General features: G+C 69.7%; 18 protein-coding genes and 1 pseudogene. 8 read left to right on the top strand and 11 right to left on the bottom strand.

The window, feature by feature from the left end:
• Window positions 1–70 precede the first annotated feature (70 nt).
• The 3 genes from OG439_RS27750 to OG439_RS27760 all read left to right on the top strand — a co-directional run bounded on the left by OG439_RS27750 (window position 71) and on the right by OG439_RS27760 (window position 2,717).
• A complete protein-coding gene (locus OG439_RS27750; protein WP_326943751.1) occupies window positions 71–382 on the top strand; it encodes a hypothetical protein in 312 nt (103 codons plus the stop codon).
• Between the two features lie 157 nt (window positions 383–539).
• A complete protein-coding gene (locus tag OG439_RS27755) occupies window positions 540–1,319 on the top strand; it encodes a transposase family protein (RefSeq protein WP_326951577.1) in 780 nt (259 codons plus the stop codon).
• Window positions 1,320–1,556: 237 nt separating this feature from the next.
• A complete protein-coding gene (locus tag OG439_RS27760; protein ID WP_326943752.1) occupies window positions 1,557–2,717 on the top strand; it encodes a helix-turn-helix transcriptional regulator in 1,161 nt (386 codons plus the stop codon).
• Between the two features lie 70 nt (window positions 2,718–2,787).
• Here the strand turns inward: OG439_RS27760 and OG439_RS27765 are convergent, their stop codons facing one another.
• The 5 genes from OG439_RS27765 to OG439_RS27785 form a co-directional block, all read right to left on the bottom strand.
• The gene (locus OG439_RS27765) at window positions 2,788–3,249 is read right to left on the bottom strand and encodes a VOC family protein (RefSeq protein ID WP_326943753.1); all 462 of its coding nucleotides are present in this window, start codon (window positions 3,247–3,249) and stop codon (window positions 2,788–2,790) included.
• A 224-nt stretch (window positions 3,250–3,473) separates the two neighbouring features.
• The gene (locus tag OG439_RS27770; RefSeq protein WP_326943754.1) at window positions 3,474–4,895 is read right to left on the bottom strand and encodes an endo-1,4-beta-xylanase; all 1,422 of its coding nucleotides are present in this window, start codon (window positions 4,893–4,895) and stop codon (window positions 3,474–3,476) included.
• A 27-nt stretch (window positions 4,896–4,922) separates the two neighbouring features.
• Window positions 4,923–6,389: an arabinofuranosidase catalytic domain-containing protein gene (locus tag OG439_RS27775; protein WP_442792227.1), complete on the bottom strand. Its 1,467-nt coding sequence runs from the start codon at window positions 6,387–6,389 to the stop codon at window positions 4,923–4,925.
• 101 nt (window positions 6,390–6,490) lie between these two features.
• The gene (locus OG439_RS27780; RefSeq protein WP_326943755.1) at window positions 6,491–8,839 is read right to left on the bottom strand and encodes a ricin-type beta-trefoil lectin domain protein; all 2,349 of its coding nucleotides are present in this window, start codon (window positions 8,837–8,839) and stop codon (window positions 6,491–6,493) included.
• Between the two features lie 65 nt (window positions 8,840–8,904).
• A complete protein-coding gene (locus tag OG439_RS27785) occupies window positions 8,905–10,872 on the bottom strand; it encodes an alpha-L-fucosidase (RefSeq protein WP_326943756.1) in 1,968 nt (655 codons plus the stop codon).
• 295 nt (window positions 10,873–11,167) lie between these two features.
• On the opposite strand from OG439_RS27785, the gene OG439_RS27790 reads away from it, so the two are divergent.
• Both OG439_RS27790 and OG439_RS27795 read left to right on the top strand, forming a co-directional pair.
• A complete protein-coding gene (locus OG439_RS27790) occupies window positions 11,168–12,556 on the top strand; it encodes a glycoside hydrolase family 43 protein (protein WP_326943757.1) in 1,389 nt (462 codons plus the stop codon).
• 91 nt (window positions 12,557–12,647) lie between these two features.
• Entirely contained in the window at window positions 12,648–14,294 is a 1,647-nt protein-coding gene (locus tag OG439_RS27795) for a glycoside hydrolase family 27 protein (protein ID WP_326943758.1), read from the top strand.
• 79 nt (window positions 14,295–14,373) lie between these two features.
• On the opposite strand, the gene OG439_RS27800 is transcribed toward OG439_RS27795, so the two are convergent.
• The 5 genes and pseudogenes from OG439_RS27800 to OG439_RS50460 form a co-directional block, all read right to left on the bottom strand.
• Entirely contained in the window at window positions 14,374–15,831 is a 1,458-nt protein-coding gene (locus tag OG439_RS27800) for an arabinofuranosidase catalytic domain-containing protein (protein ID WP_442792228.1), read from the bottom strand.
• 61 nt (window positions 15,832–15,892) lie between these two features.
• Window positions 15,893–16,912 carry a LacI family DNA-binding transcriptional regulator gene (locus tag OG439_RS27805; protein ID WP_326943759.1) on the bottom strand — a complete coding sequence of 340 codons (1,020 nt, stop codon included), beginning with the start codon at window positions 16,910–16,912 and terminating at the stop codon, window positions 15,893–15,895.
• A 68-nt stretch (window positions 16,913–16,980) separates the two neighbouring features.
• The gene (locus OG439_RS27810; protein WP_326943760.1) at window positions 16,981–18,345 is read right to left on the bottom strand and encodes an RICIN domain-containing protein; all 1,365 of its coding nucleotides are present in this window, start codon (window positions 18,343–18,345) and stop codon (window positions 16,981–16,983) included.
• 256 nt (window positions 18,346–18,601) lie between these two features.
• The gene (locus tag OG439_RS27815) at window positions 18,602–19,075 is read right to left on the bottom strand and encodes a FadR/GntR family transcriptional regulator (protein WP_326943761.1); all 474 of its coding nucleotides are present in this window, start codon (window positions 19,073–19,075) and stop codon (window positions 18,602–18,604) included.
• 92 nt (window positions 19,076–19,167) lie between these two features.
• A pseudogene (locus OG439_RS50460) lies at window positions 19,168–19,683 on the bottom strand (FadR/GntR family transcriptional regulator); the annotation flags it as partial.
• On the opposite strand from OG439_RS50460, the gene OG439_RS50465 reads away from it, so the two are divergent.
• From OG439_RS50465 to OG439_RS27835, 3 genes are all read left to right on the top strand, one after another.
• Window positions 19,603–21,972 (top strand): RICIN domain-containing protein, encoded by a 2,370-nt coding sequence (locus tag OG439_RS50465; RefSeq protein WP_442792229.1) that lies wholly within the window; start codon window positions 19,603–19,605, stop codon window positions 21,970–21,972. The pseudogene OG439_RS50460 and the gene OG439_RS50465 sit on opposite strands and share 81 nt — an antisense overlap.
• A gap of 16 nt (window positions 21,973–21,988) precedes the next feature.
• Window positions 21,989–23,071, top strand: coding sequence for an RICIN domain-containing protein (locus OG439_RS27830; protein WP_326943762.1), 1,083 nt, complete (start codon window positions 21,989–21,991; stop codon window positions 23,069–23,071).
• A 129-nt stretch (window positions 23,072–23,200) separates the two neighbouring features.
• Complete coding sequence (locus OG439_RS27835) at window positions 23,201–23,356, top strand: hypothetical protein (RefSeq protein WP_247056273.1); 156 nt, start codon at window positions 23,201–23,203, stop codon at window positions 23,354–23,356.
• 52 nt (window positions 23,357–23,408) lie between these two features.
• Here the strand turns inward: OG439_RS27835 and OG439_RS27840 are convergent, their stop codons facing one another.
• Window positions 23,409–26,285 (bottom strand): glycoside hydrolase family 9 protein, encoded by a 2,877-nt coding sequence (locus tag OG439_RS27840; RefSeq protein WP_326943763.1) that lies wholly within the window; start codon window positions 26,283–26,285, stop codon window positions 23,409–23,411.
• Window positions 26,286–26,509 lie beyond the last annotated feature (224 nt).

Genomic DNA, 26,509 nt, shown 5'->3' on the forward strand with positions numbered 1-26,509 from the left:
ACAGTGAAAATTCGCGTGGGCTGAGCCTCGACGGCCTTCGATTGCCGTATGGCTCGAGAGGAACACACGTTTGAAGACCTCCCCGGCACCCGCCCTGCTCCGTCACCGCTGCCCGCAACCGCCGGCGGCCGCGCCTGCGCGTCTGCGGCCGGCGCTGGACGTACTCGTTGATCGCCGCCGCTACGGTGCCGGCGGCTGCGTCGCGCTCGACATCGCCCTGGACCGGGCCGCGAAGCGCGCCTGTCCGAAGGTGCCCGACAGTCCACTTCGGACAGTCACGACACCGGGGGTCCGCGTCGCTCTCGCGGCCTCGATGCTCGTCGGCATCGTCGTCGGCCGGCAGATCGTGCAAGTGGCCGTACTCGCCAAAGAGGAGACCTAGGCGATCGTCCGGCACATCGGTCCGGTGCTGCAGACAATCCTCGCACCCCACCCGACGCGGGTCACGACGGCAAGAACCGACCGCGTGATCTGTCACGCTAAGGGATGTCTCGTAACCCGGCGTGGGTCTGGTCGTGCATGTAGTCGATCATGGTGTGGTGCAGGTGATCTCGGCATCGCGACCGGAGTGGATTACCCCGTTCACGGGGCTGGAACCAGGTCAGTTCCGGAAGCTGGTGCGGATCGTGGCGAGACGTGGCGGAGACGAGATCGCCGATGGCCGACCTGGCCGCCAGTGGCGCCTCGACCTGGCCGATCGTGTGCTGCTGGTCGCGACGTACTGGCGGACAAACCTGACAATGCGCCAGATCGGGCCGCTGTTCGGAGTGTCGCACTCCGCGGCGCATCGAGTGATCGACACCATCGGACCGCTGCTGGCGCTCGCACCAGTCCGCAAACGCCGGATCGACGCGATCGCGATCGTCGACGGCACCTTGGTGCCGACACGGGACCACCGGTTGGCGGCACCGTCGAAGAACTACCGGTACTCGGCGAACGTGCAGGTCGCGATCGACGCCGACACCCGCCTGGTGATCGCCACCGGCGACGCCCACCCGGGCAACCGCAACGACTGCACCGTCTACCGCGACTCCGGAATCGAACGCGAACTGGCAGGGCGCCCGGTGATGGCTGATGGCGGCTACCAAGGCAATCCCGAGGTGATCATGCCCTACCGCAAACCTCGTGACGGTAGCGATCTGCCGGACTGGAAAGAAGACCTCAACGCCGGCCACCGCAAGATCCGCGCCCGCGTCGAACACGCGCTCGCTCGGATGAAGTGCTGGAAGATCCTGCGCGACTATCGCCGCGCCGCCCGCACCCTGAACGACACGGTGTCCGGAATCGCACACCTGCACAACATCCTCCTCACGGACTGATCCGCAACACCAGCACCACCAAACACAAGATCAGTTACGAGACATCGCTTAGGCGGCGCGTGGTGTCCTAGGGCGTGTCTCCTGACTATTTGACCTCTCGGGCCGAGGATGGGCGAATGGTGCGCGCTGAGGTGTTCGCTGATGAGGTGTGGGCTCCCATGGATGCGTCCGGCGACCATGGCGTCAACGTGCTGATCGACTCCGCAGGAACCCTGCCCGGCGTGGGCGCACCGGCGGGTGCGACTGGAGGCTCCGTTCGGCGTCACCGTCACCGGGGTGGTCCGCTTCACCTGGCCGCGCGGCGTTGTCGGCCTGCACGGCGCCGCGGCGGTGACCGGCACCCTGCCGGACTACGTCAGCCCGAGCATGGTGTGGGGTGACGTGGCACGGCCGACAGCTCGGGTATTGACGTTGCTCGAGTTGTTGCAGTCCGGCGGCACCCGTACCTCTGCTGAGCTGGCCGAGCGGCTGAACGTGGATGGACGCACGGTGCGCCGCTACGTGGAGCACCTGCGTGACCTCGGCATTCCGGTGGATTCCGTGCGTGGTCGTTACGGCGGTTACCGATTGGCGCGCCACTACCGGATGCCTCCGTTGATGCTCACCGACGAGGAAGCACTGGCGGTCGTCTGGGGGCTTCTGCTGACGGGCCGGTCGGGGTCTGGTCCGGCCTCGATCGGTGACGTGGAGGCCGCCACCTCGAAGGTGCGCCGGGTACTGCCCCCGGCCCTGGCACGACAGATTGACGCAGTGGTCGAAACCGTGAATTTCACCGGCGGTCGGATCGGCGAGGCAGACCACACCGGGGGTGGCGAGGAGGCAAGCGCGAGAGTGCTTCTCAGGCTGGTGCAGGCGACGGGGGACCGGCGTCCGGTTGCCTTCGACTACATGCCGCGGCACGGACGTGCACGGTTACGCACCGTTCATCCGCACGGCATCGTTGCCATGCACGGGTTGCTCTACCTCACCGGCCACGACGTCGGGCGCCAGGCGGAGCGGACGTTCCGCCTGGACCGCATCGCCGGCCTGCGCCTGCTGGAAGGCACGTTCGAGGTGCCGGATGACCTGAACCCGGTGCAGCGGGTTGTGGGCCCGCTCGCAGCGGGTCCCGGGCGACACGAGGTGTCAGTGCTCGTCGACGCTGACGCAATGCAAGTGCGAGCGTTGTTCCCGGAGACGCTGGCGTCGGTCGAACCGGTAGCCGGCGTCGCCGGAAATGGTCACTGGCTGAGAATTTTCGTACGTGCGGAACGTTTGGAATGGGTCGCGGGAAGATTGGCCGCTCTCGATCGACCGTTCGTCATCGAGCAGCCGAAGGCTCTGCACGGGGTCGTTGCCGCGCTGGGGCAGAAGCTGATCGCCGCGGCGATCGTCGATCCCGGCGGCGACTCGGGCTAGGACCGCGTGGCGACTCCTCGTCCAAGGTCCGTCAGGTCGCGTCGTACCTGTGCTCGACCTGCGTCTGTGGTCAGTCCGCCTTGCTGGTGGGCGGTGGCATCTTGGGTGTCCGGTTCTGCTGCAGTCGCAGCGCCTGCGGCGTGACCGGCGTGTAGAGGTTGACGAGTGACCCTTCGGGGTCGCGGATCAGAACGGACATGTTGCCCCAGGGCATCATCGTCGGCGCCTGCACGATGTCGAGGTCATCGCCGAGTTCGGCCTTCATGAGGGCGAGCAGGGATTCGACGTCCTCCACGACGAACTCGACGATGGCGGTGCGGTTGGCGGCCGCTCGCGGTGGGTCGTCCGTGATGAAAGCGACCCGCTCCGGCGTGCTGAGCGCGAACGTCGCGGACGGTGTCACCAGCTCGACGAAGTCGTCAGTCAGGTACTGCGGGGTGGCGCCGGTGAGGACCTCGTAGAAGCGGACGAGTTGCGGTAGGTCGTCGGTGATCACGCGGACGGAGGCCAGTTGGACGGTGTTCGTTGTCATGATCACGACGCTATCCTGAATACCGGACATAACCTGTCCGGATCAGGCTTGTCTCCAGCATGAGGTCACCGGAGACCACTGTGGACAAGGCGGTTGTCGACCCAAGGGTGGTGACGGGCGTCGACCGCCTTCGCTTTGCCGGGCTGTTGCCGCTCGGGGTGCCGGAGTCCGCAGCGAACTCCGGCATCCCGGGCATGCTGGCGTGGAGTACGGCTTCGGCGCGATCAGGTCGCCGGGCCGGTCCACTGCTGGTTGGCCCCGCCGTTGCAGGTCCAGATGATCACTGCGGTCCCGTTGGCGGTCGCGGCGCCGTTGACGTCCAGGCACAGTCCGGACTGGCCGTTCGTGATCGTGCCGTTCGAGTTCGACGTCCACTTCTGGCCGTTGCCGCCGGTGCAGTTCGCGATCACGGCCGCGGTCCCGGCGGAAGTCCCGCCACTCGCGGTGTCCAGGCACCGCTGCCCGTCACCGGAGTAGACGGTCAGCGCCCCGGAGCTCGTGCGGGTCCACTGCTGGTTCGTCCCGCCGTGACAGTCCCAGATCCCCAGCGAAGTGCCGGGGGTGGTCGACGAGCTGGGCACGTCCAGGCACCGGTTCGCGGCCACGGCGCGGATCGCGCCATTGCCACCGTTCCCGCCGCTGCTGTTGAGCACGTCGAGAACGGCGGTGTAGGCCTGTTTCTTGCCGTAGTTGCCGTCGAACAGCAGCGGTGTGTCGCCCGAGCGCCACGAGTACTTGTCCGTGACGCCCCAGACCGTGATGCCGGTGCAGCGGGAGACCGCCGTGCACGCCTGGGTGACCTGCCGGTAGACGTTCGCCTGACCGGAGCCCGAGCCGCCGACGTCCAGCTCGGTGATCTGCACGTCGACGCCGAGGTCGGCGAAGCGCTGCAGGTTCGTCTGGTAGCTGCCGAGGTTGGAGTTCGAGCCGAGGTGGCTCTGGAAGCCCACGCAGTCGATCGGCACGCCCCGGCTCTTGAAGTCCCGGACCATGTTGTAGATCCCGGTGCTCTTCGCGTTGACGCCGTCGGTGTTGTAGTCGTTGTAGCAGAGCTTGGCGTTCGGGTCGGCCGTGCGAGCCGCGCGGAACGCGTCCTCGATGTAGCCGTCACCGAGCTTCTGCTGGAACACCGACTGCCGGCGGGTGCCGTTCTCCTCGAACGCCTCGTTGACGACGTCCCACGCGTAGAGCTGGCCCTTCCAGTGACCGGCCACCTGGCTGATGTGGTTCTGCATCGCCGACCGCAGGTTGCTCGCGTCCAGCCCGCTCACCCACCCGGCCAGCTGCCCGTGCCACACCAGCGTGTGCCCGCGGATCTTCATCCCCTTGCTCCTGGCCTGGCTGACGATCTGCTCCCCCGGCCCGAAGTTGAACTGGTTGCGGTTCGGCTCGACCGTCGCCCACTTCATCTCGTTTTCCGGGGTGACGCCGTTGAACTCCGACGTCCACGTGTTCACGTACGCCGCTTCGCCGAGGTGACTCGTGGAGATCGCGGCGCCGAGGTACCTTCCGCTCTGCGCCGCCGCGGCGCCGAGTGTGCTCGCCGCGCCGGCGGTGCCGGGGAACAGCACCAGGGCACTCGCCGCGAGTCCGGCGGTCGCCGCGGTGGCGAGCGCGGTCCGCCATCGGGATGGGCTGATGGTCATGACAACCTCGTTCCTTCGTCGAAGGTCCTAGCCCAGCGTCCACTGCTGGTTGCTGCCGCCGTTGCAGGTCCACAGCTCGACCAGCGCGCCGTTGGCCGTCGACGCACCCGTCACGTCCAGGCACAGGCCGGACTGCCCGCCGGTGACCGTGCCGTTGGAGTTGACCGTCCACTGCTGGTTGGCCCCGCCGTTGCAGGACCAGGTCACCACCTTCGTGCCGGCGCTGGTCCCGTTGCCCGAGGCGTCCAGGCAGAGCGTCTGCCCGCCGACGGTGGCCGTCAGCTGGTTCGACGACGTGCGGGTCCAGGTCTGGTTCGCCTGGCCGCTGCAGCTGTAGATCTGCAGCTGGGTGCCGGACGTCGTGGTGGAGCCCGGGACGTCGAGGCACTTGCCGGCGCCCACCGCGTGCAGCGGTCCGGTGCTGGTGCCGCTGCCGCCGGTGCCGTACGCGGCGGCGGTGATGTTGGCCTGCACGGCGTTCTCGGTGGCGTCGGACGGGTAGCCCGAAGTCATCACGCCTTCGTAGAAGGTGCCCGCGGAGCCGATGCTGTTGTCGCCCCCGGTGCCGAGGATGATCGCGCCTTCCTTGCGCATCGGGTTGTAGCCCGACACGTTGGGGCGTGAGCCGTTGTAGAAGGTGGACAGGCCACCGGACTGCGCGTTGCCGCCGCGGATGGACCAGTGGTTGGCCTCACCCTTGAGGATCGCGGTCAGGTAGCGGTGGTTGACGGTGGGGTCGTTGGCGTTGTAACCGGCGTTGACGCCGGAGTAGAGGCCGTTCTCGAGGTCGGACATGACCCAGGGACCCGGTCCGGCGCCGTAACCCCAGACCTTGATGTTGCCGAAGTAGATGGCCTCCATGGTGCCGTTGCCGTTGTCCCGGCTGTTGCGCTCGGCGTTGCCGTAGTCGAAGCAGCAGCCGCCGTTGTAGTGCGTACCGTCGAAGATCGCGTACATGCCTTCCGGCTGGTCACCGGTCGCGACACCGTTCGTGTTGTTGTTGCGGTAGCCGGTTCCGGGGGCGACGAACACGCCGTACGCCTTCTGGCCGCCGATGGTGATCGGGGCGGCGGTGGCGTTGGCCAGGTTGTCGTACCCGCCGGCGGCCGGGCCGGAGAACCCGCCGGGCGGTGCTTGCGTGAGGTGGTTGCCGCGGCCGGACTGGTCGTAGATGACGGTGATGAGACACGTCGTGCTCGCGCAGAACGAATCCTGGGCCGCGGCGTTCGCGACACCGCCGGCGCTCAGGACGCCGATGTCCCGTGTCGCGTTGTCGGACGACCGCCGGACTTGGTACAGGGCACCGTTGTAAGCGCCGTAGAGCGCCCGGGTGGTGGAATGCGCGGCCACGCAGGACGTCCCGCCGGCAGCGTAGAGGTCGCACGGCCCTTGCGTCGCGGCCTGCGCCGGTGCGGCCGGGCCGGCCAGCGCGCCCGCGGCGAGCGCCACCGCGGCGCCCATGGTTTGCAGCAACCTTCTCCATCGTGGGGTCATGAGCGAACTCCTTTGTCCGGTCGGGGATGCTCTCGCCGTGCCAGGGGTCGTGAGTGAGAAACAGTGTTAGAACACTGTTTCTCACTCACGACCGGCCGCGGTCAGCTTCGGTTCCACTTCTGGGCGTTGCTGCCCGTACAAGCCTGCAGGGTCACCGGTGCGCTGTTCCCGGTGCCGCTCGGGCCGAGGCACAGTCCTGATGGGACACCCGTGATCGTGCCGTCGGCATTCGCGTTCCACTGCTGGTTGGTGCCGCCCGTGCAGTCCCAGATGATCGCCCGGGTGCCGGCCGCGGTGCTCGCTCCCTCGGCGTCGAGGCACTTCGTGCCGTACACCTGGAGCTGCTTCCCGGAGGTGAGGGTCCACTGCTGGTTCCCGCCGCCGTTGCAGTCCCACAACGTGACCTGGGTGCCGTTGGTCTGCGACGCGCTCGGGACGTCGAGGCACCGGCTCGAAGCGGTGTTGCGCAGCACGGAGGTCGACCCGCCGCCCGAGCCGGTCACGGCGAGGTTGTCGAACTGCGCGGTCTCCCCCTGGCTCGTGCCGATCCCGACCTGGCCCGCCGGGAAGGTGGTATCGGTGACCGTTCCGACGACCACACCGTCGACGGTGGCGGTGATGGTGCTGCCGGAGAAGCCCAGGGACAGCTTGTGCCAGCGGTTGGTGCCCAACGCGGTCGTCGTACCGCTGCGCAGCGTCGTGACCTGCTGGCTGGTGTTGTTGCGCTGGATCGACCAGGCACCGGTGTCACCGACCCGCAGGTAGTAGGCGTTCAGCGCGCCCTGGTTGCCCGTGTCCTGGGAGCCGGCCCGGCCGAGCAGCTGGACGTACCCGGACTTCTCCAGCAACACGTCCGCGTTGACCGTGTAGGTGCTCCAGGCCACGTTGCCCAGCAACGCGTACGGATCGGTCGTCTTCTTCCAGGGGATCGCCTTCTGCGGAGCGGACTGGCGCACGCACGTGCCGGAACGGCCGGCGCCGCAGGCGGACGTCTCGAAGGCGCCCTCCATGTCCATCAGGTACTTGGCTTCCTTGCCCGTCGCGTACCCGTCGAAGTCGTCGCTATAGGGCAGGTTCAGCGAGCCCTGCGCCGGACTGGTCGCGGTGCCCTTGCCCTGCCCGGTGGTGGTCGTGATCGTGTACAGGTAGCCGGGCTGGGCGGTCAGGGAGAACGCGCCGCCGGACGGGGTGACGTCGGCCGTGTGCCCGAAGAAGTCCGCGGGGTTGTTCGAGTTCAGGTTGGTCGCCCACACGTGCACCTGGCCGGTGGACAGCCCGCCGGTGACGTTCAGGTTTAGCGTCTGGGCCGAGGTGGCGTCCATGGTTTCGATGATCGTGCTGTAGTCGGTGTTGTTCGGCGACTTCAGCGAGACGTAGCTGCCGTTGGCGCGGTTGCCGCCGAGGTAGCCGCTGGAGGTGTCGAGGTACTTCCAGCCGGGCGCGGTGAACTGCGTGGTGTGCGCCAGCGCCCAGGCGTCCTTGCCGATCGAGTAGTAGCCCGACCACGGCTGGTTGGCCAGCGCCAGCCCGACGGTCGGCCAGGGGATGTTCGGCGTGGTGGCGGCGATGAGGTCCCAGTTGAGGTAGGCGGTCATCTTGCCGTCGAGGTAGACGCGGTTGATGCCGCGGGCCAGCGGCTTGGCGCCGTCGTTGTAGTCCTGGGAGCCGTTCTCGCTGGACCACAGCGTCTTGCCGGTGTTGGTGACGCCGGCCGGGACACTGCACGACGTCTGCGAGCTGAGGTAACCACAGGTGTAGTGGGCGCTGAGCACGTCGGTGGCGTTGCGGTAGGCCGTGTTCGTCGAGATGGCGCTCGCGGGCCCCCAGTCCCCCGGCCAGGAATCACCGGAGATGAGCTTGACGGCGCTGTACCCGTTGGCGTTGAGCGCGTTGCGGATGGTGACGGTCCAGTCGGCGCTCCACTGCTTCTCGTTCTGGACGGTCGTGAGGTAGTCCATCGTCAGCCCGTGCTGCTTGGCGCACCCGAGCCACGAAAGGTAGTAGCCGGTCAGGTCGTCGGAGAAGAACGTGCCGTTGCCGATCCAGCCCGGCGCACCCCAGGGCAGGCCCACGAGCTTGATGCCGGGGTTGCGCGCCTTGGCCTGCTCCATGAGCCACCACTCGTAGCCGCGGTTGCAGTCCAGGTCGCCGCGGAAGTGGGCGTGGCTGGGCTCCGCGCCGCTGGTGGAGTTGGTGTCGCCGCCCATCTCCACCTTGAGGATCTGCAGCGCGGCGCCGTAACCGGGCTTGAACAGGTAGTCGAGGATCTGGCCGCGCTGCGGCTCGGGGTAGTCGATCAGCAGGCGGCTGTTGCCACCGCCGCCGCTGACCGCGCCGACGCCGTCGAAGGTGCGGCCGGCCGATCCGCCGTTGATCGTGATCGAGGTGGCGGCCTGGGCCGGCGCGGCCCCGGCCACCACGCCGGCGGCCAGGACGACGACCACGGCCATCGTGGTTCGCACCCTGCGGAACAAGGCTCCGGGCATGGCGGTTCTCTCTTCCGACGCAGGGGGGATCAGACGGCCGTGACGGTCCACTGGTTGTTGGTGCTGGTGTTCGGCGCCCACAGGACGACCGTGGAGCCGGCCGTGGTGGTGCCCGCGCCGTCGAGTGCGGTGCCGGTGCCCCGGTTGACGATCTGGTAGCGCCCGTTCCCGATCCCGGTCAGCCGCCACTGCTGGTTGTCACTCCCGGTCCAGGACGTCTGCACGGCGTTGACGCCGTTGCCCGTCCGGCCGCCGCTGTCGGCGACCATGCCGTTGGTGCGGTTGACGATCCGGTAGTACCCGTTGCCCAGGTCGACCAGCTGCCACTGGAGGTTGGCCGAGCCGTCGTAGGACCACTGCTTGAGCACCGACCCGGCCGCGACGCTCCCGCCGCTGTCGAGCACCAGGCCGGTCGTGACGTTCGCGATCCGCACCCAGCCGGTGGGGAGCGGTCCGGACCCCGGAGCCGGGATCTGGCCGGTGAAGGTCAGCTTCACCACGTACGCCGGGGCGCTGAACGGCGCTGACGGCAGCCGGATGTGCAGCCCTGAGCCGTCCTGGGTGCGGTCGGGCAGGTCGGTGTAGGACCCGGCCGTGGCCCCGAGCAGCTGCACGGTCTTCAGCGAGCCGAGGTTGATCCGGCTCGAGCCGAGCATCGTGACGTCCAGCGTGCTGCCCGGCCACCCCAGGACCGTGGCGTACAGGACGGTGTTGTCCTTGCTCCGGGTGAACCGGATGTCGCGGTTGGTGCCCTCACGCGGCGTGGTGAAGGAGCCGCCGCCCATCTGCGTCGGGCCTTCGCCGTAGGCCGACCAGGCGCGGGTGGCGTAGATCGACTCCCCGAAACGGCCGAGGTAGTCGCCGATGCCGAGCAGGATCGTCCGCTGCCCGGACGGGATGGTGCCGTCGGCCATCGGCGCGATGTTGAGCAGCATCGTGCCGTTCTTGCTGACGCGGTCGATCAGCGCGTGCAGCATCGCCTTCATCGAGTAGTAGCCGATGCCGGTCGTGTAGCACCAGCTGGAGCTGGAGATGCTGTCGTCGGTCAGCCAGTACGGGTTCTGGATGTCCCCCGGTCCGCCGCGCTCGAAGTCGAAGACCTCGCCCCGGTTGTCGAAACCGTCCTTGTAGGTCGCGACGACGTCCTTGTTCCACGCGACGGCCTTGTTGTAGTAGTACGACAGGAAGTTCAGCCGCCGGGACTCGTCGACGCGCGGCAGGTTGAAGTCCTGCCACAAGAGATCCGGCTGGTAGCCGTCGACGACTTCGGCCAGCTTGTCGTACCAGAGCTGGTTCTCCGCCGCCGCGCCCAGTTGGCCGTACAGCTTGCGCAGACCGGCGTCCGACTGCGCCGGCACGTGGTCGTAGAAGCCGGTGAAGTGGTAGGCGTGGTGCAGCGACACCATGAACTTCAGCCCCCGGGCGCGGATCGCGTCGGCGTGCAGCCGCGCCAGGTCCAGCCGTGGCCCCTTGGCGACCGAGTTCCATTCGTTGACGGCGCTGTTCCACATCGAGAAGCCGTCGTGGTGCTCGGCGACGGGTCCGGCGAACTTGGCGCCGGCGTCGGCGAACAGCTGCGCCCACTCCGCCGGGTCGAAGTTGCCGCCCGCGGACTTGAGCTTCGGCGCGAACTGCACGAAGTTGCCGGCTTTGTCGCGGGCCCCGTTGACGAAGTTGTGGTAGGGCCACGCCGACGGGTCGCCGTACACGGCCTGGTGGTGGTTGTTCTCGGCCGAGCCAGCGACGTACATGTTGCGGGGGTACCACTCGTTGCCGAACGCGGGGACGCTGAAGACGCCCCAGTGGAAGTAGATGCCGAACTTGGCGTCGCAGAACCACTCCGCCGCGGGCGGGTGCTGGTCGACCGACGACCAGGTCGGCGTGTAGCTGCCCGGCCCGGCGGTGGCCCAGGCGGTCCCGCCGCGCAGCAGACCGGCGGCCGCCGAGCCGCTCACCGTGATCAGACCCAGCATCGTGCGACGGCTGAACTCGGACATCGCGGAAAGCCTCCTCGGCTCCGAAACAGTTAGCGTTAACACAATGTGGTGGACGAAGTGCCGCCTGGGATCACCGGAACTGACACCATGTCTAGGCTCAGCCGGAGCCGATGGTCAACCCCCATGACCGACCGGACCTGCGGCCGCCGCTAAACCCCAGCGTGGAACACACGGGCAAGGTGTAACTTTCATGCGCCGTGGCGAATGCTTGTGAGCGTGAACAGTGCCGTGTCACACTGCTCCTCGCCTGGCTCTGGAGCGCGAGCAAACGGTGACCACTACCCAAGGAGCACCTGTGAAAGTCGCGTCCTCACCTTCGGCGATCGTCAAACCCCGGCGTGCGTTCACGCTGATCGTCAGCCTGTTGTGTGCCCTGGGACTGTTCCCGGCGGTGGCCCGGGCGGACAACCCGATCATCCAGACGATTTACACGGCCGACCCGGCGCCCCTGGTGTACAACGGCCGCGTCTACCTCTACACCGGACACGACGAAGACGGCTCGACGTACTTCACCATGAAGGAGTGGCGGGTGTGGTCGTCGGCGGACATGGTCAACTGGACCGACCACGGCTCCCCCCTGAACCTCGCCAGCTTCACGTGGGCGAGCGCCAACGCCTGGGCGGGCCAGACCGTCTACCGCAACGGCAAGTTCTACTGGTACGTCCCGATGACGGTCCGGGCGACCGGCGCGATGGCGATCGGCGTGGCCGTGTCGAACAGCCCCACCGGGCCGTTCAGCGACGCGCTCGGGCACCCGCTCGTCGGCAACGGCGAGATCGACCCCACGGTGTTCGTCGACGACGACGGGCAGGCCTACCTGTACTGGGGCAACCCGCACCTGTGGTACGTGAAGCTCAACGCCGACATGATCTCCTACTCGAGCGGACCGACTCAGATCCCCCTGACCACCGCCGGGTTCGGCACCCGCACGGGGAACGCGAGCCGGCCGACGCTGTTCGAGGAAGGTCCCTGGGTCTACAAGCGCAACGGCTTGTACTACAACGTGTTCGCGGCGAACTGCTGCTCGGAGTTCATCGGCTACTCGACCGCTCCCGGCCCCACCGGACCGTGGACCTACCGCGGGACGGTCATGCCCACCCAGGGAGGCAGCTTCACCAACCACCCGGGCGTGATCGACTTCAACGGGAACTCCTACTTCTTCTACCACAACGGCGCCTTGCCGGGCGGCGGCGGCTACACGCGCTCGGTGGCCGTGGAGAAGTTCACCTACAACGCCGACGGCACCATCCCCACGATCGGCATGAGCACGACGGGCGCGCCGCAGGTGGGCACGCTGAACCCGTACACGCGGCAGGAAGCGGAAACGATCGCCTGGGAGTCCGGCGTCGAGACCGAGCCGTCCACCGAGGGCGGGATGAACGTCGGCTACCTCGAGAACGGTGACTGGATCAAGGTCAAGGGCGCCGCTTTCGGGACCGGCGCCCGGACCTTCACCGCGCGAGTCGCCTCCGCGGCCGCCGGCGGCCGGATCGAAGTCCGGCTGGACAGCACCGGGGGCACCCTGGCGGGAACCTGCACCGTTCCGGGTACGGGTGGCTGGCAGACCTGGACGAGCGTGTCCTGCCCGGTGACCGGGGCGACGGGGACGCACGACCTGTACCTCCGGTTCACCGGCGGCAGCGGCTACCTGTTCAACGTGAACTGGTGGCAGTTCGCCGCTTGACGTCACGACTCGGCGGCCGGCCCGGGTGAACGAGCGCTTCGGCGTCGCCGGCCGGCCGCCACTCCGCTTCCACTCCCGGAAAGGGGCGACGATGCCCGTTCGACCGCGCCACCGCATCCTGCACCTGCTCACCGCCGCGGCCACCGCACTGGCCCTGGCGACCGTGCTACCGACCCCGCCGGCCGCCGTGGCCGCGCCCGGCAGCCCGGCGCTCACCCCGCCGCTGGGCTGGAACAGCTGGAACAGCTTCGGCTGCGGCGTCACCGAGACCGCCATCCGCCAGGCGGCCGACGCGATGGTCTCGTCCGGGATGAAGGACGCGGGCTACCAGTACGTCGTCGTCGACGACTGCTGGTTCGACCCGCAACGCGACTCCCAAGGCGCCCTGCGCGCCAACGCGTCGAAGTTCCCGAGCGGCATGAAGGCGCTGGGCGACTACATCCACGGGCGCGGCCTGAAGTTCGGCATCTACCAGGTGCCGACCGACCGCACCTGTGCCCAGCGCACCGGCACCTACCCCGGTTCCACCGGCAGCGCGGGGCACGAGGTCCAGGACGCCACCACCTTCGCGTCCTGGGGCGTGGACTACCTCAAGTACGACTGGTGCTCCCCCGCCGGCACCCGCGACGAGCAGGTCGCCCGGTTCACGGTGATGCGCGACGCCGTGCGCGCCACCGGCCGCCCGATCGTCTACAGCATCAACCCCAACAGCTACCACGCCATCACCGGCGACAAGTACGACTGGGGCCAGGTCGCGGACCTCTGGCGCACCACCGAGGACCTGCTGGACGTCTGGCAGAACGGCAACACCAACAGCTACCCGATGGGCGTGGGCAACGTCCTCGACGTCACCGCCCCGCTGGCCGCGCAGGCCGGCCCGGGGCACTGGAACGACCCGGACATGCTCGTCGTCGGGCGGCCCGGGCTGTCGCTGACCGAGTCCCGCGCCCACTTCGCCCTGTGGGCCCTCATGGCCGCGCCGTTGATGGCGGGCAACGACATCCGCACGATGCCGGCCGACATCAGCGCGGTGCTGCGGAACCCGCGGCTGCTGGCGGTCGACCAGGACCGGCTCGGCGCCGGCGGCCGCCGGGTGCGTGACGACGGCAACGTCGAGGTCTTCGCGAAGCCGCTGGCCGACGGCTCGGTCGCGGTCGGGCTGCTCAACCGCGGCAGCGCCACGACCACCGTGAGCACGACCGCCGCGCAGATCGGGCTCTCCGGCTCGGCGTTCACCCTGACCGACGTGTGGACCGGCGCGACTTCGACGACCGGCGGCCCGATCGGCGCGAGCGTGCCGGCGCACGGCGTCGCGGCGTACCGGGTGTCCGGTGGTGCCCCGCTGGCCGCCACGACCTCCCGGCTGCGCGGTGCGGGTTCCGGGCGCTGCCTGGACGTCGACAACGCCTCGACGGCCGCGGGCGCGGGCGCGCTGATCTGGGACTGCCAGACCGCGGCGAACCAGCTGTGGACCACCTGGGAGAACGGCGAGGTCCGCGTGTTCGGCGACAAGTGCCTCGACGCCGACCACCAGGGCACCACCAACGGCACCCGCGTGCTCAGCTGGCCGTGCACCGGGCAGGACAACCAGAAGTGGACGTTCGGCCAGGACGGCTCGGTCCGCAACGTCCACTCCGGACTGTGCCTGGACGCCGAAGGCGCGGGTACGGCCAACGGGACCCACGCGATCCTGTGGAGCTGCAACGGACAGCAGAACCAGCGGTGGAGCCGCGTCTGATCCCCTGCGCCCACACCGAACGCCCGAGCCGCCGGATACGGCTCGGGCGTTCGGTTCTTCCCCGGGAGCGGAAGCGGCGTCAGCGATAACCGGCGGCGACGATGTTGGCCTGCACCGCGTTCTCCGTCGCGTCGGACGGGTAGCCGGCGACCATCGCCCCTTCGTAGAACGTCCCGGCGCTCAGGTTGGCGCCGCCGCCGGGCTTGCAGCAGTCACCACCGCTGCCCAGCACGATCGCCCCCTGCTTCTTCATCGGGCTGTACCCGCTCGGGAGCCCGCCGTCCCACAGTGTCGTCAAGCTGCCGGACTGGGCGTCGCTGCCCTTCATGGCGAACCGTGACGTCCCGTTGTTCTTCAGCACCGCCGTGACGAACTTGCTGCCGAACGCCCGCTGGCCGGGGTTCCACGACTGGCTCCCGCCGGGGTAGAGCCCCCACTCGAGGTCGGCCTGCACCCACGGGCCGGTGCCGGAGCACCCGCCGAACCAGCACTGCTTGCCGAAGTTGATCGCGTCCATCGCCCCGGCCGCGTCGGCCTTCCTGGTCGTCTCGCTGTTGCCGTAGTCGAAGCAGCAGCCGCTGTTGACGTGCGTCCCGCTCGTCACCATGTACATGCCCTCGGGCGCACTGCCGGTGGGCACGCCGGTCAGGTGGCCGTCCCGCCAATAGCTGTTGCCGGGGTTGATGTACAGGGAGTAAGCCTTCTGGCCCCCGACCGCGAGGGACTCCGTGGTGGCCTTCGCGGGACTGCTCTGGCTGGACCCGGGAACCGCGCTCGACCCCTGGTACCACAGGTCGTTCCCCCGCCCGGACTGGTCGTAGACCACCGTGATGACGCAGGACGTGCCGGAACAGAAGGAGTCCTGGGCTCCGGCGTCGGCCGCACCGCCCGCCGCCAGGGCGCCGACGTTCCGGGTGGCGTTGTCGGACGCGCGCCGGACCTGGTACAGGTTTCCGTTGTAGGAGCCGTAGAGCGCACGAACCGTGCTGTGTGCGGCGACGCACGGCGTGCCGCCCGAAGCGTAGATGTCGCACGGGCCCGCGCCCGTCGGCGGCGGGGTGCTCGTGCTCCACCGCTGGTTGCTCTGGCCGTGGCACGTCCACAGGATGACCGCGGTGCCGTTGGCCGTCCCGGCCCCGTTCACGTCCAGGCACAACCCCGACTGGACCCCGGTGACCGACCCGTCGGAGTTCTGCCGCCACTGCTGGTTCGCCCCGCCGGTGCAGGACCAGATGATCACCGCCGTGCCGGGCGCCGTCCGGTTGCCGTAGGCGTCCACGCACCGCGTCCCGCTCATCCCCCGCAGCTCACCGGCGGCGGTGAACTCGAAAGCCTGGCTCGCCTGGCCGGTGCAGTCCCGGATCTCCAATGCCGTTCCCGGCGTGTCGACGCCGCCCGTCACGTTCAGGCACCGCCCCGACGCCGCGCTCGCGAGGGACGTCGACGCCGCGGACGCCGGTGGCGCGCCGGTCAGGGCGGCCGCCAGCATCGCGGCCAGAACCAGGACGGCACGCACCGGTTTGACTCGAGTGGTCACGAATCCTCCTTCGAGCGCTGCGGACTTCTCCGCAGACGGATTGTTAGCGCTAACACAAAAGTCATGCCGTCGCGCGCAGAACGAGCTTGGTGTCCAGCACGGCACAGCGGGGCGTGGCCGAGCCACCGAGCATGGCGAGCAGTTCACCCGTCATCCGGGCGCCCATCTCTTCGATCGGCTGGCGCACGGTGGTGAGCGGCGGATCCGTCCGACGGCCGATCGGCAGGTCGTCGAACCCGATGACAGCCACGTCCCCGGGCACCCGCCGCCCCGCGCGCTGCAGGGCCCGCAGCGCGCCGACCGCCATCATGTCCGAGGCCGCGAAGATGGCGTCTACGTGCGGCCTGCGGTCCAGCAGGCGGGCCGTGGCGTGCTCGCCGGACGCCTGACCGAAGTCCCCGAACACCACCAGCCCCCGGTCGCCGCGGCCGGCGCCCACCACCGCCTCCCGGTAGCCGAGCAGCCGGTCCACGCCCGCGGTCATGTCCTGAGGTCCGGCGATGGTCGCCACGGTGCGCCGCCCCGCGTTGATGAGGCGCTGGGTGGCCTGCCGCGCACCACCCCGGTTGTCCACGTCGACGTAGGAGGAGCAGTCCCCTTCCCGGACCGGGCGGCCGCCGAACACCACCGGGATGCCGAGCCAGTCCAGGTCGAGCGGGCGGCGGCCGTGCATGCCGACGACGAGGGCGCCGTCGACGTGGCCGCCGTCGAGGTAGCGCACCACGGGGGCCTGGTAGTTCTCCGTCGCGGGCACCGTGAGCAGGACGAGCTGCAGGCCCGCCTCGGTCAGCTCCTTCCCGGCACCGGCGGAGATGCGGGCGAAGTAGGGGTCGGCGAACAGCCGCAGCACCTCCTCGCACACGACCAGCGCGACCGATCCGGTGCGCCCCGCCGTCGCCCGCGCGGCTCTCTGCCGGGCGTAGCCCAGAGCCGACATCGCCGACTCGACCTGCTTGCGCGTTTTCGGCCGGACCCGCGGAAAGCCGTTGAGCACGCGGGACGCGGTGGCGGTCGACACCCCGGCCGCTCGCGCGACGTCGGCCAGGGTCGGACGGAGCTGGGGCAACTCGACGGACGACACGTTCGCTCTCCCAAGACGTCATTGTCTCTGCGGGGCTCGCTCGACGATACCGCCGGGTAACGGGCCGCTCAGGCTCGTTGGACCCGGAATCGCTGGTTGGCACCGCCGGTGGCCGTCCACTGGGAGATCCGCGCGCCGTCGGCGGTCGAGGCTCCCCACACGTCCATCGTCAGGCCGCTCAGCCGGTTGACCAGGCCGACCACGCCGCCGCCCTGGTCGACCACACGCCACTGCTGGGCGGTGGCGCCGGAGTCCGGTTGCTGGCTGATGTCCGCGCCGGTGGCGGTACCGGCCACCTGGAGCACCAGGCCGCTGTGGCGGGCCCGGACGCGGTAGTAGCCGTCGCCGGAGTCGAGGAAGTCGAACTGCTGGTTCTGCCCGCCGGTGGCCGGCCACTGCTGCAGCAGGGCGCCGGCCGCGGTGGAGACGCCGCTGACGTCCAGGAGCTTGCCACTGTGCTCGGCGACCAGGGTGTAGTTCACCCCGACCTGCACCGGAGGCCCGGCCGGCGGAGTCGACGAGTCGAACTGCGTGATGAACTTCCACACCTCACCGGAGGTCCAGGTCTGCCAGCCGTCGCAGGTGCACCCGTCCCTCGGGCCCGGGTCGTGCCCGGCGCCGTCGAACGCGGCCCAGACCACCGGGTACCCGGCCCGGCAGCCGGAGTAGGCGGTGACGACGTGCGTCAGGCTGCCCGGCGCCGGCTCGGGCGGGTTCTGCGGCGTGCAGCCGTTGTTCCGGACGAACTGGTCGCGCAGCGAACGTCCGGACGCGATGGGCAGAACGTCGTCCCGGAGGCCGTGGAGACCGATGTACGCGACGGGCTGGGTGCCGCCGCTGCACCCGCTGAGGTTCGCCCCGGAGTAGACGGCGACCGCGCGGAAGACCGCCGGCCGGGCGCAGGCGAGCGCGTAGCTCATGGCCGCGCCGTAGCTGAATCCGCCGGCGAAGACCTGCGAGGTGTCGACGCACAGTGCCGCCTCGAGCTGCCTCAGCAGGTCGTCGACGAAGGTGACGTCCTGGCCGCCGGGGTTGGCCCAGCCGTTGCCGTTGCCCTGGGGCGCCACGAAGATCGTGGTGTTGCCCGCGCTGTCCGCCAGCCGCCGGAGCCCGTAGTAGGACCAGTTGTAACCGTCGGTCCCGCCCGAGTCGACGTCGTCGGCCGTGCCGCCGCGCCAGTGCAGCCCGACGAACAGCCGGTACGGGTGGCTGTTGTCGTAGTTTGCCGGGATCCGCAGGATGTAGCCGCGATTCTGGCCGCCACTGGAGATCGTGTGGTTGCCGCTCGCCAGGCCGGGGGCGGCTCCGCAGCCGGCGGTCCCGGCGGCGGCCGCCGACCGCACACCCGGTGCGGCTTGTGCGGTGCCGGTCCCGGCCATCGCGAGCAGCGCCCCGACGGCCACGGACGCGAACAGGGCTCTGAACCTCACCATCGCGGGGCTCCCTCTGGTCTTCGAACATCGTCGTTCTCCAGGGTCGTGAGGAAAGTCGATGCGCGCTCCGGAATCGTCCGGTCACCGACCGAACAGGCAAGAGCCAAGATAGAAGCGGGCGGCGGCAAAGGTCAATGCGCGGTGAAACTTACTCATCCGCACCGGATCGTGCCCGTCCCTCGATGGCGGCCGTCCACAAAGGAGTGAGCACAGGACTGCGTACCCGAAGCCAGGCCCCGAGTACGCACTTCTCTGCTCACTGACCGAAGAGACGCCGCTGGATCTCGCGCCGATAGTCCTCCAGGGTGTTGTCGAGGTGGACGGCGGCCGCCCGGGCCGCCTCGTCCGGGTCGCCGTCACGGATCGCCCGGTAGATGGCGGCGTGCTCCTCGATCGCGTCCGAAGCGTGGCCGCCTGTCGCGCCGGACATTCCGATGATGTTCGTCTGGCGTTGCAGGCGGCGGGCTTCGCGCACGGCCGCGACGAGGAACCGGTTGTGCGACGCGGTGGCGACGCAGAGGTGGAAGTCGTTGTCGCCCGATCGAACAGCGCGCTCTGCCCGCTCAGGTGACCGTACCGGCAGGTCTCGGCGGCGGCCTCGATCGCGCGCAGCTCGACCGGGGTGGCGTTCCCCGCGGCCAGCCTGCCGGCCGCGGTCTCCTGGACCCGGCGGAACTCGAACAGCATGTAGACGTGGCCGAGATCGGCAGGGAGGAAGAAGCCGCCCCACCGGGAAGCGCCGAGCATGCTCTCGTCGTCGGACACATACAGCCCACGTCCCTTGTGCGCTCGTACCCGGCCGATCGCCGAGAGGATCTTGACGGCCTCCCGCACCACCGTCCGGCTGCTGCCCATCCGCGCCGCCAGCTCGACCTCCGTCGGCATCCGGTCACCGGGCCGCAGTTCCAGCTCGGCGATCAGATTCAGGATCTGCTCGGCCACCACTTCGTAGCCGGGCCGGTACGGGGCCGGCGGTGCGGCTTCCTCGTTACGAGTCACCCGATGAGTATGACTCTGTGGGCACCGTTCAGTGACTGTACCTCGCGGCTCACCTGTCCGGTCAACACCCGGAAAGCCCAAGGTGAAACTTACATACGTTCCCGCAGGTGACGATGCCGGATGGGGACGATGGGTCCTTTCGTCTCTTGACGTCGACCCGACCTTGACCTCGTATGAGTCGTACACATCGTTCCCAGGTTCGCCTGGTCCACTGTGGATTTTCGGGCGCCCGAGACCCGTCCCCGGAGAGGTACCGCCATGCCGCCGCGCACCGGATCCGTGGCCGCCGCGCTCGTCACCGCCCTCGTGGTGACCGCGCTCGCCGCGCCACCCGCCCACGCCGCGACCGTCACCATCGCCGTGTCGCCCACCGGTGACGACGCCGACCCCGGCACCCCCGAGCAGCCCGTCGCCACCCCGGCCAGGGCGCAGCAGCTGGCCCGCGCCCGGTCCGCCGCCGACGACGTGGTCGTGCAGCTCGCCGGCGGCACCTACCGGCTCGCCGCTCCGCTGACGTTCACCAGCGCCGACTCCGGGCGCAACGGCCACACCGTCACCTGGCGGGCCGCTTCCGGCCAGACGCCGATCCTGTCCGGCGGTACGCAGGTCACCGGCTGGACGGTGCAGGACGCGAGCCAGAACGTCTGGGTGGCTTCGGTGCCGCGGGGGGCCGACTCGCGGCAGCTGTTCGTCGACGGCGCGCTGGCGCCACGCGCCTCGATCCCGATCTCCCGCAGCGACGTGCAGATCACCACCGCTGGCATGACCATCGTCAACTCCGCGCTGGACTACCTGGCGACGTTGCCCCAGCAGAACCGGATCGAGGTGGAGAGCCAGAACTCCTTCACCGACCGGTACTCCCCCGTCGACCACGTCAGCGGCACCTCGGTCGTCATGCAGCAACCCGCGTGGAACAACAACAACTGGGGCTACGACACCCTCGCCAAGCCCTTCGGCGGCGGCCGGCTGTTCCTGGAGAACTCCTACTCCTTCCTCAAGAACACCGGCCAGTGGTACCTCGACCCGCAGGCCGGGAAGCTCTACTACAAGGCGCCGAGCGGCTGGGCTCCCGGCAGCCACGACGTGGAGCTGCCGCGGTTGACGTCCCTCCTGCAGATCAGCGGCGGCTACGACAACCCGGTGCGCGGCCTCACCTTCAGCGGCCTGCACTTCGAGCACACCACCTGGCTCACGCCCGGCACGTCGGTCGGCTACGCCGACCAGCAGAGCGGCACGTTCCTCCCGGCCGCGGCATCGATGCCGGGCGACTTCCTGAGCTCCTGCCAGTCGGGCTGCCCGCTGTTCGAGGGCGCCCGCAACGGCTGGGCGCAGGCCCCGGCCGCCGTCCAGGTCTCGGCCGCCACCGGGATCACGTTCAGCGGCAACACCTTCACCCACCTCGGGCAGGTGGCGCTGGGCATCGGCAACGACGCGAACGCCCACGCGTCCGGGGTCGGCCTCGGGGCGTCGTCGATCACCGTGGACCACAACACCTTCACCGAGGACTCGGGCGCGGGCATCGTCGTCGGCGGCGTACGGCCGGATGCCCACCACCCGTCGAACGCGGCGATGACCGACCGCGACATCACGCTGTCGAACAACACGGTGAGCCGGGTCGCCCTGGACTACCGGGAAATGGCCGGCATCCTGTCGACCTACGTCACGCACGCCGTGATCACGCACAACGACGTCGCCGACCTCACCTACGACGGCATCGACGTCGGCTGGGGCTGGGGCGCGAACGACCCCGGTGGCAGCCAGGACTACCGCAACCGCGGCCTGTACGACTACCAGCCCGTGTACTCCACCGCGACGACGTTGCGGGACACCGTCGTCAGCTACAACCGGGTGCACGGCACGAAGAAGCTCATGCACGACGGCGGGAGCATCTACAACCTCTCCGCCAACCCGGGGAGCTCGATCGACCACAACCACGTCTACGACAACAACCGCACGGTCGGGCTGTACCTGGACGAAGGCTCCCGCTACGTCTCCCTGTCGGCCAACGTGATCCAGGACTCCGGGGTGTGGGCCTTCACCAACGCGAGCGGCAGCAACAACACCGACGACAGCACGTTCAGCGGGAACTGGTACAACGGCGGCGCGACGAACGTGGCCACCGGTTCGCCGCACAACAACGTCCTGAGCGGGAACGTCCAGGTGAGCGGCACCAGCTGGCCTTCGGGCGCGCAGCAGGTCATCGCCACTGCGGGCCCCGGTGGTACCGGGCCGGCCGCGGGCCCGGTGCGCGCGGCCGGCGCGGGCCGGTGCCTGGACGTCGACGGTGCCGGCACCACCCCCGGCGCCCAGGTGCAGATCTGGGACTGCAACGGCGGCGGCAACCAGTCCTGGACCCGCACGACCGCGGGCGAGCTGACCGTCTACAGCGGCGACAGCACCCGGTGCCTGGACGCCTCCGGGCAGGGCACCACCCCCGGCACCAAGGTCGTCATCTGGACCTGCAACGGCGGGGCCAACCAGCGCTGGCAGGTCACCTCGGCCGGCACCGTCACCGGTGTCCAATCCGGACTGTGCCTCGACGTGACCGGCGGCGGCACGGCCAACGGCACCGCCGTCCGGCTCTGGACCTGCACCGGGCAAGCCAACCAGAAGTGGACCTTCGGCTGACCGATCGAGGAGAACCATGCGCATCCGACTCGTCATGGCTACGACAGCCCTGTTCCTGAGCGCGTTGCTCCCGGGCACCCCGGCGGCCGCCGAGTCGAACGGCGGCGTCCGGGTCATGCCGCTGGGCGACTCCATCACCGAAGGCACGCAGGTCCCCGGCGGGTACCGGATCGGGCTGTGGCAGCGCCTGAGCGCGGGCGGCTACCAGGTCGACTTCACCGGCTCGCAGTACAACGGCCCGGCCGCCCTCGGTGACCACGACCACGAGGGTCACCCGGGCTGGCGCATCGACCAGATCGACGCGAACATCGTGACCTGGCTGCGGAACACCGGCTCGCACACGGTCCTGCTGCACCTCGGCACCAACGACGTCCTGCAGAACTACGACGTCGGCCGCGCGCCCGCCCGGCTGTCCGGGCTGATCGACCACATCACCGCGACCGCACCGGACGCCGAGGTCTTCGTCGCGATGATCACCCCCCTCGCCGACTCCGGGCAGGAGTCCGCCGTCCGCACGTTCAACTCCGCGATCCCCGGGATCGTGCAGAGCAACCAGAACGCCGGCAAGCACGTGCACCTGGTCGACATGCACTCCGCCGTGACCACCGGCGATCTGACCGACGGCATCCACCCCACGGCCACCGGGTACGACAAGATGGCCGCCACCTGGTTCGGCGCGCTGCAGTCCGTGTCCGGGAGCATCGGCACCCCGGGGACGTCCGCGGCCCGGCAGATCGTCGGCACGCAGTCGGGCCGGTGCCTCGACGCCGCGAGTGCCGCCAACGGCACCCAGGTGCGGCTGCAGGACTGCGGCGGGCAGACCGGTCAGGCGTGGACCCGGGCCGGCCAGGAGCTGACCGTCGGCGGGACCAAGTGCCTCGACGCGTCCGGCCACGGCACGGCCAACGGCACCCCGGTGATCGTCTGGGACTGCCACGGCCAGGCCAACCAGCAGTGGACCGTCACCACCGACGGCACGATCACCGGGGTCCAGTCGGGCCTCTGCCTCGACGCGTACGGGCAGGGCACGGCCAACGGCACCCAGCTGATCCTCTGGGCCTGCAGCGGGCAGGCGAACCAGCGGTGGACGCTGCGCTGAAAGGCTCATGGACCGATGGGATGAAGACGTCTGTTTGACCGCGGAGATCCCTGGGCACTCCGGGCCCGGGCGAGCGGCCACCACATCCCGGTGCCCGGCCCCTCCGTGAGCAGAAGGAGCTTCCCGACCGTGATCATCCTCGGCGTCATCCTGATCGTCCTCGGCTTTCTCATCGGCATTCCCGTGCTGTACACGATCGGCATCGTCCTGGCCGTCGCCGGCGTCATCCTCGCCGTCCTGGGTGGGACCGGGCGCAAGGTCGGCGGCCGCGGGCACTGGTTCTGAGCGGGGAACACCCGCTCGCCGGGTTCTCGGGACCCGGCGAGCGGGCCGGTCGTCAGGCGCACGCCCTCCCGTCGACCGTGAAAGCCGACGGATCCGGATTGGTCCCCGTGTAACTGCCGTTGAACCCGATCGCGACCGACTGCCCCGGCGCCACCGAGCCGTTCCACGGCATGGCCGCGGCGGTCACGTCGGCGCCGGACTGCGCCCACGTCGCCGACCACCCCTGCGTCACCTTCTGGTTGCCGGGGAAGGTGAAGCCGAGCTTCCAGCTCGTCCACGCCGTCGTGCCGGTGTTCTTCAGCGTGGCGGTGGCCGTGAAGCCGCCGTTCCACGTGTTCGCCGCGTACGTCACCTGGCAGCCGCCCGCCGGGGTGGCCGGCTGTGTGGTGAACTGCGCGGCCGGTGAGTCCGGGCTCGCCAGGCCCGCGCCGTTGCGCGCTATCACGACGACCGTGTACGCGGTCGACGGCGAGAGACCCGTCAAGGTCGCCGTCGGCCCGGTGACCGTGGCGAGGACCGTCCGGGCCGAACCGGTCACGCGGACCACGTCGTAGCTCTTGACGCCACTCTCCGGGTCCGCGGCCGCCGTCCAGGTCAGCGTGGCGCCGCCGCTCGACACCGCGGACACGACGGGGGTGCCGGGCGCGGCGGGCGCGGTCGTGTCCACAGTGGACGACGACTTCTCGGCGGTCCAGCCGGCCAGCCAGGCCAGCGCCGAGTTCCAGTTGATCGCGACCTCGTTGACCGAGTACGCCTGGATGTCGTCGACGAAGCACCGCTGGGGCGCGCAGCCGGCCAGCAACCGCGCCGCGGTCGGGTCCTGCAGGCCGCTGTTGGGACCGCCCGACAACGCGCCGGGCGGGGCGGTCGGCAGCGAAGCGTCCAGCTGGTGCGCCCAGAACCGGTGGTGCACGTTCGTCACCGGCTGGTCACCGTGGCCGGAGACGTAGGAGTAGTTCGCCGGGTTGCGGCCCAGCAGGTAGTCCATCGCCGCGAACGCGCCGTCCCGGTACTTGTCCTGCTTCGTGAAGTCGTACGCCAGGGCGAGGACCACGCCGTTGTTGGCCACCAGGCCGTTGGAACCCCACTCGTACGAACCGTCGGCCGTGCGGTAGGGCGCCGGGTAGCCCATCGACGCCATCTGCGCCAGGTGGCTGTCGGCGGTCGTGGTGACCGCCGTCCTGATCGCCGCGACGTCCGCCGCCGGCAGGTCGGTGGGCACAACGGCGAGCGTGATGTCCCCGAGCGCGCCCGTCGAGGCCCAGTCGAAGCCGTGCGTCGTGAAGCTCTTCCCGCGGTAGAGCGCAGATCCGGTGACGTCGGCGCGGTAGCCGCTCTTTCCGGTGGTCGTGAACAGCTCGGCGGCGGCCCAGTAGAACTCGTCGCTCACAGTGTTGTCGCTGTACGTCCCGCCGCCGGTGCCGTCATTCGGGTCGGCCAGCACGTTCGGGTTCGCCTTCGCCGCCGTGTACGCCTTCTCGGCCGCGGCGAGCAACTTCGCCGAGTACGCCGGATCGATGCTCCGCCACAGCCGCGACGCCTGCGCCGCGACAGCTGCCATGTTCAGGGTCGCCGCGGTGCTCGGCGGCGACAGCCGGCGCGGCTGGCTGTCCTGGTCGGGCCGGGTGGGCAGGGACGTCCACTGCGCGTCGTGGATCTTGTGGTGCACCATGCCCGCCTGGGGCTTGCCGTCCGGCACCTGCATCTCCAGCAGGAAGTCGACCTCCCAGCGGGCTTCGTCGAGGATGTCGGGCACGCCGTTGGCCCGCTCCGGGATCGCCAGCTTGCCGTCACCCAGCGCGCTCGCGTCCCCCAGCCGCAGCGCCCGCTCGTACTCGTCGAGCAGTTCCCAGGCCGCGATCCCGCCGTTGACGACGTACTTGCCGTGGTCGCCCGCGTCGTACCAGCCGCCCCGCACGTCGAGGGTGTAGCCGCAGTTCAGGTCCGACCGGCAGGGGACGTTGTCGTCACCCTGGTTCGGCGCGACGTTCACGTGCCCCGCCGGGCGCGCGTAGGCGGCCCCGACGTACGCGGCGTCGATCGCGATCCCGCTGCGCTGGTGGTAGAAGAAGGCCAGCGAGTCGCGACGCAGCTTCTGCAGCGCGTCGGCGGAGATGGCGAACGGGAAGCTGGTCTCGGACCCGACGCTCAGCGTGTAGCCGGTTCCCGCGGTGTCGTAGGCGGAGAAGTCGATTTCGTGCACGTTCTCACCGGAGGCCGCGTCCGCGCCCCGCGGCGTGGTCCGGCCGGTGGCCACCGCGCTCCCGGCGGCGTTCTTCAACGTCCACGTCAGCGGCGAGGTCGAGTCGCTGATCAGCGTCGCCCGCTTGGGCAGGCCGGGCACGTAGCTCTCCTGGTTCACCCGGATGCCGCTCGTCGGCGGCAGGCCGCCGGGCGGCACGACGCCGCCGACGAGGGAGATGTTGTCCAGGCACACGGTGTTGGCGGCGGCCTGACCGCCGAACCAGAACGCCAGCTGGCCGTTACCGGCGGCCGGGAAGTCCAAAGTGGACGAGAAGGTGACCGTGAAGTGCTGCGTCGACGGCGTCACCGTCAGGTCGGTCCGCGAGATCTGCCGGTAGGGCGACACGGCCTCGCCCGCGACGGCGGAGATCTGCTGGGTGCTCGTCGCGTGCGCGTCGAAGGTCAGCGTGTACGGCTGTCCCGCCTCGAACGGCACCCCGTTCTGACCCGCCAGCGCGTCGTAGCCGTTGGCCGTGCCGCCGGGTACGTCGGTGCAGAACTCCCCGCCGGCGACGCGGCCGGTCGTCCCCGCCCCGGCCCACCACGGGTCGAGGGTGCCGCCGGAGAAGGTCCCGTTGAGCACGCGCTCGTAGTCCGCGGCCGCCGCGGGCACGGCGGCCGCCGTCACCCCGAGCGCCACCGCGGCCAGCAGGACCAGACCGGCCCGCGACTTCGTTGCCCGCATACGCCATCTCCTCGTCTTCGTCGGCGTGCTGATGGTGATCCAGGATGGGAGCGCTCCCAGCACGGTAGCCGCCACCCACACCCCTGGCAATCACCGGCGAAACTTTCGTCGGGAGAAAGGAAAATTGATCACGGGTGAACTCTTTGCTCACCGGTTCCCCTGTGGTTTCATCGGAAGCGGTCGACCTGAGAGCGCTCCCAGACACTCTCCCACAACGAGGTGGA

Origin of the sequence: Amycolatopsis sp. NBC_01307 (assembly GCF_035975215.1) — a bacterium.
Classification (GTDB): domain Bacteria; phylum Actinomycetota; class Actinomycetes; order Mycobacteriales; family Pseudonocardiaceae; genus Amycolatopsis.

Coding starts and splice junctions, on each gene's coding strand:
- OG439_RS50465 (WP_442792229.1), top strand. CDS start 19,603: ATGCCGCCGCGCACCGGATCCGTGGCCGCCGCGCTCGTCACCGCCCTC.
- OG439_RS27770 (WP_326943754.1), bottom strand. CDS start 4,895: ATGACCATCAGCCCATCCCGATGGCGGACCGCGCTCGCCACCGCGGCG.
- OG439_RS27775 (WP_442792227.1), bottom strand. CDS start 6,389: ATGACCCCACGATGGAGAAGGTTGCTGCAAACCATGGGCGCCGCGGTG.
- OG439_RS27780 (WP_326943755.1), bottom strand. CDS start 8,839: ATGGCCGTGGTCGTCGTCCTGGCCGCCGGCGTGGTGGCCGGGGCCGCG.
- OG439_RS27830 (WP_326943762.1), top strand. CDS start 21,989: ATGCGCATCCGACTCGTCATGGCTACGACAGCCCTGTTCCTGAGCGCG.
- OG439_RS27765 (WP_326943753.1), bottom strand. CDS start 3,249: ATGACAACGAACACCGTCCAACTGGCCTCCGTCCGCGTGATCACCGAC.
- OG439_RS27810 (WP_326943760.1), bottom strand. CDS start 18,345: ATGGTGAGGTTCAGAGCCCTGTTCGCGTCCGTGGCCGTCGGGGCGCTG.
- OG439_RS27785 (WP_326943756.1), bottom strand. CDS start 10,872: ATGTCCGAGTTCAGCCGTCGCACGATGCTGGGTCTGATCACGGTGAGC.
- OG439_RS27840 (WP_326943763.1), bottom strand. CDS start 26,285: ATGCGGGCAACGAAGTCGCGGGCCGGTCTGGTCCTGCTGGCCGCGGTG.
- OG439_RS27795 (WP_326943758.1), top strand. CDS start 12,648: ATGCCCGTTCGACCGCGCCACCGCATCCTGCACCTGCTCACCGCCGCG.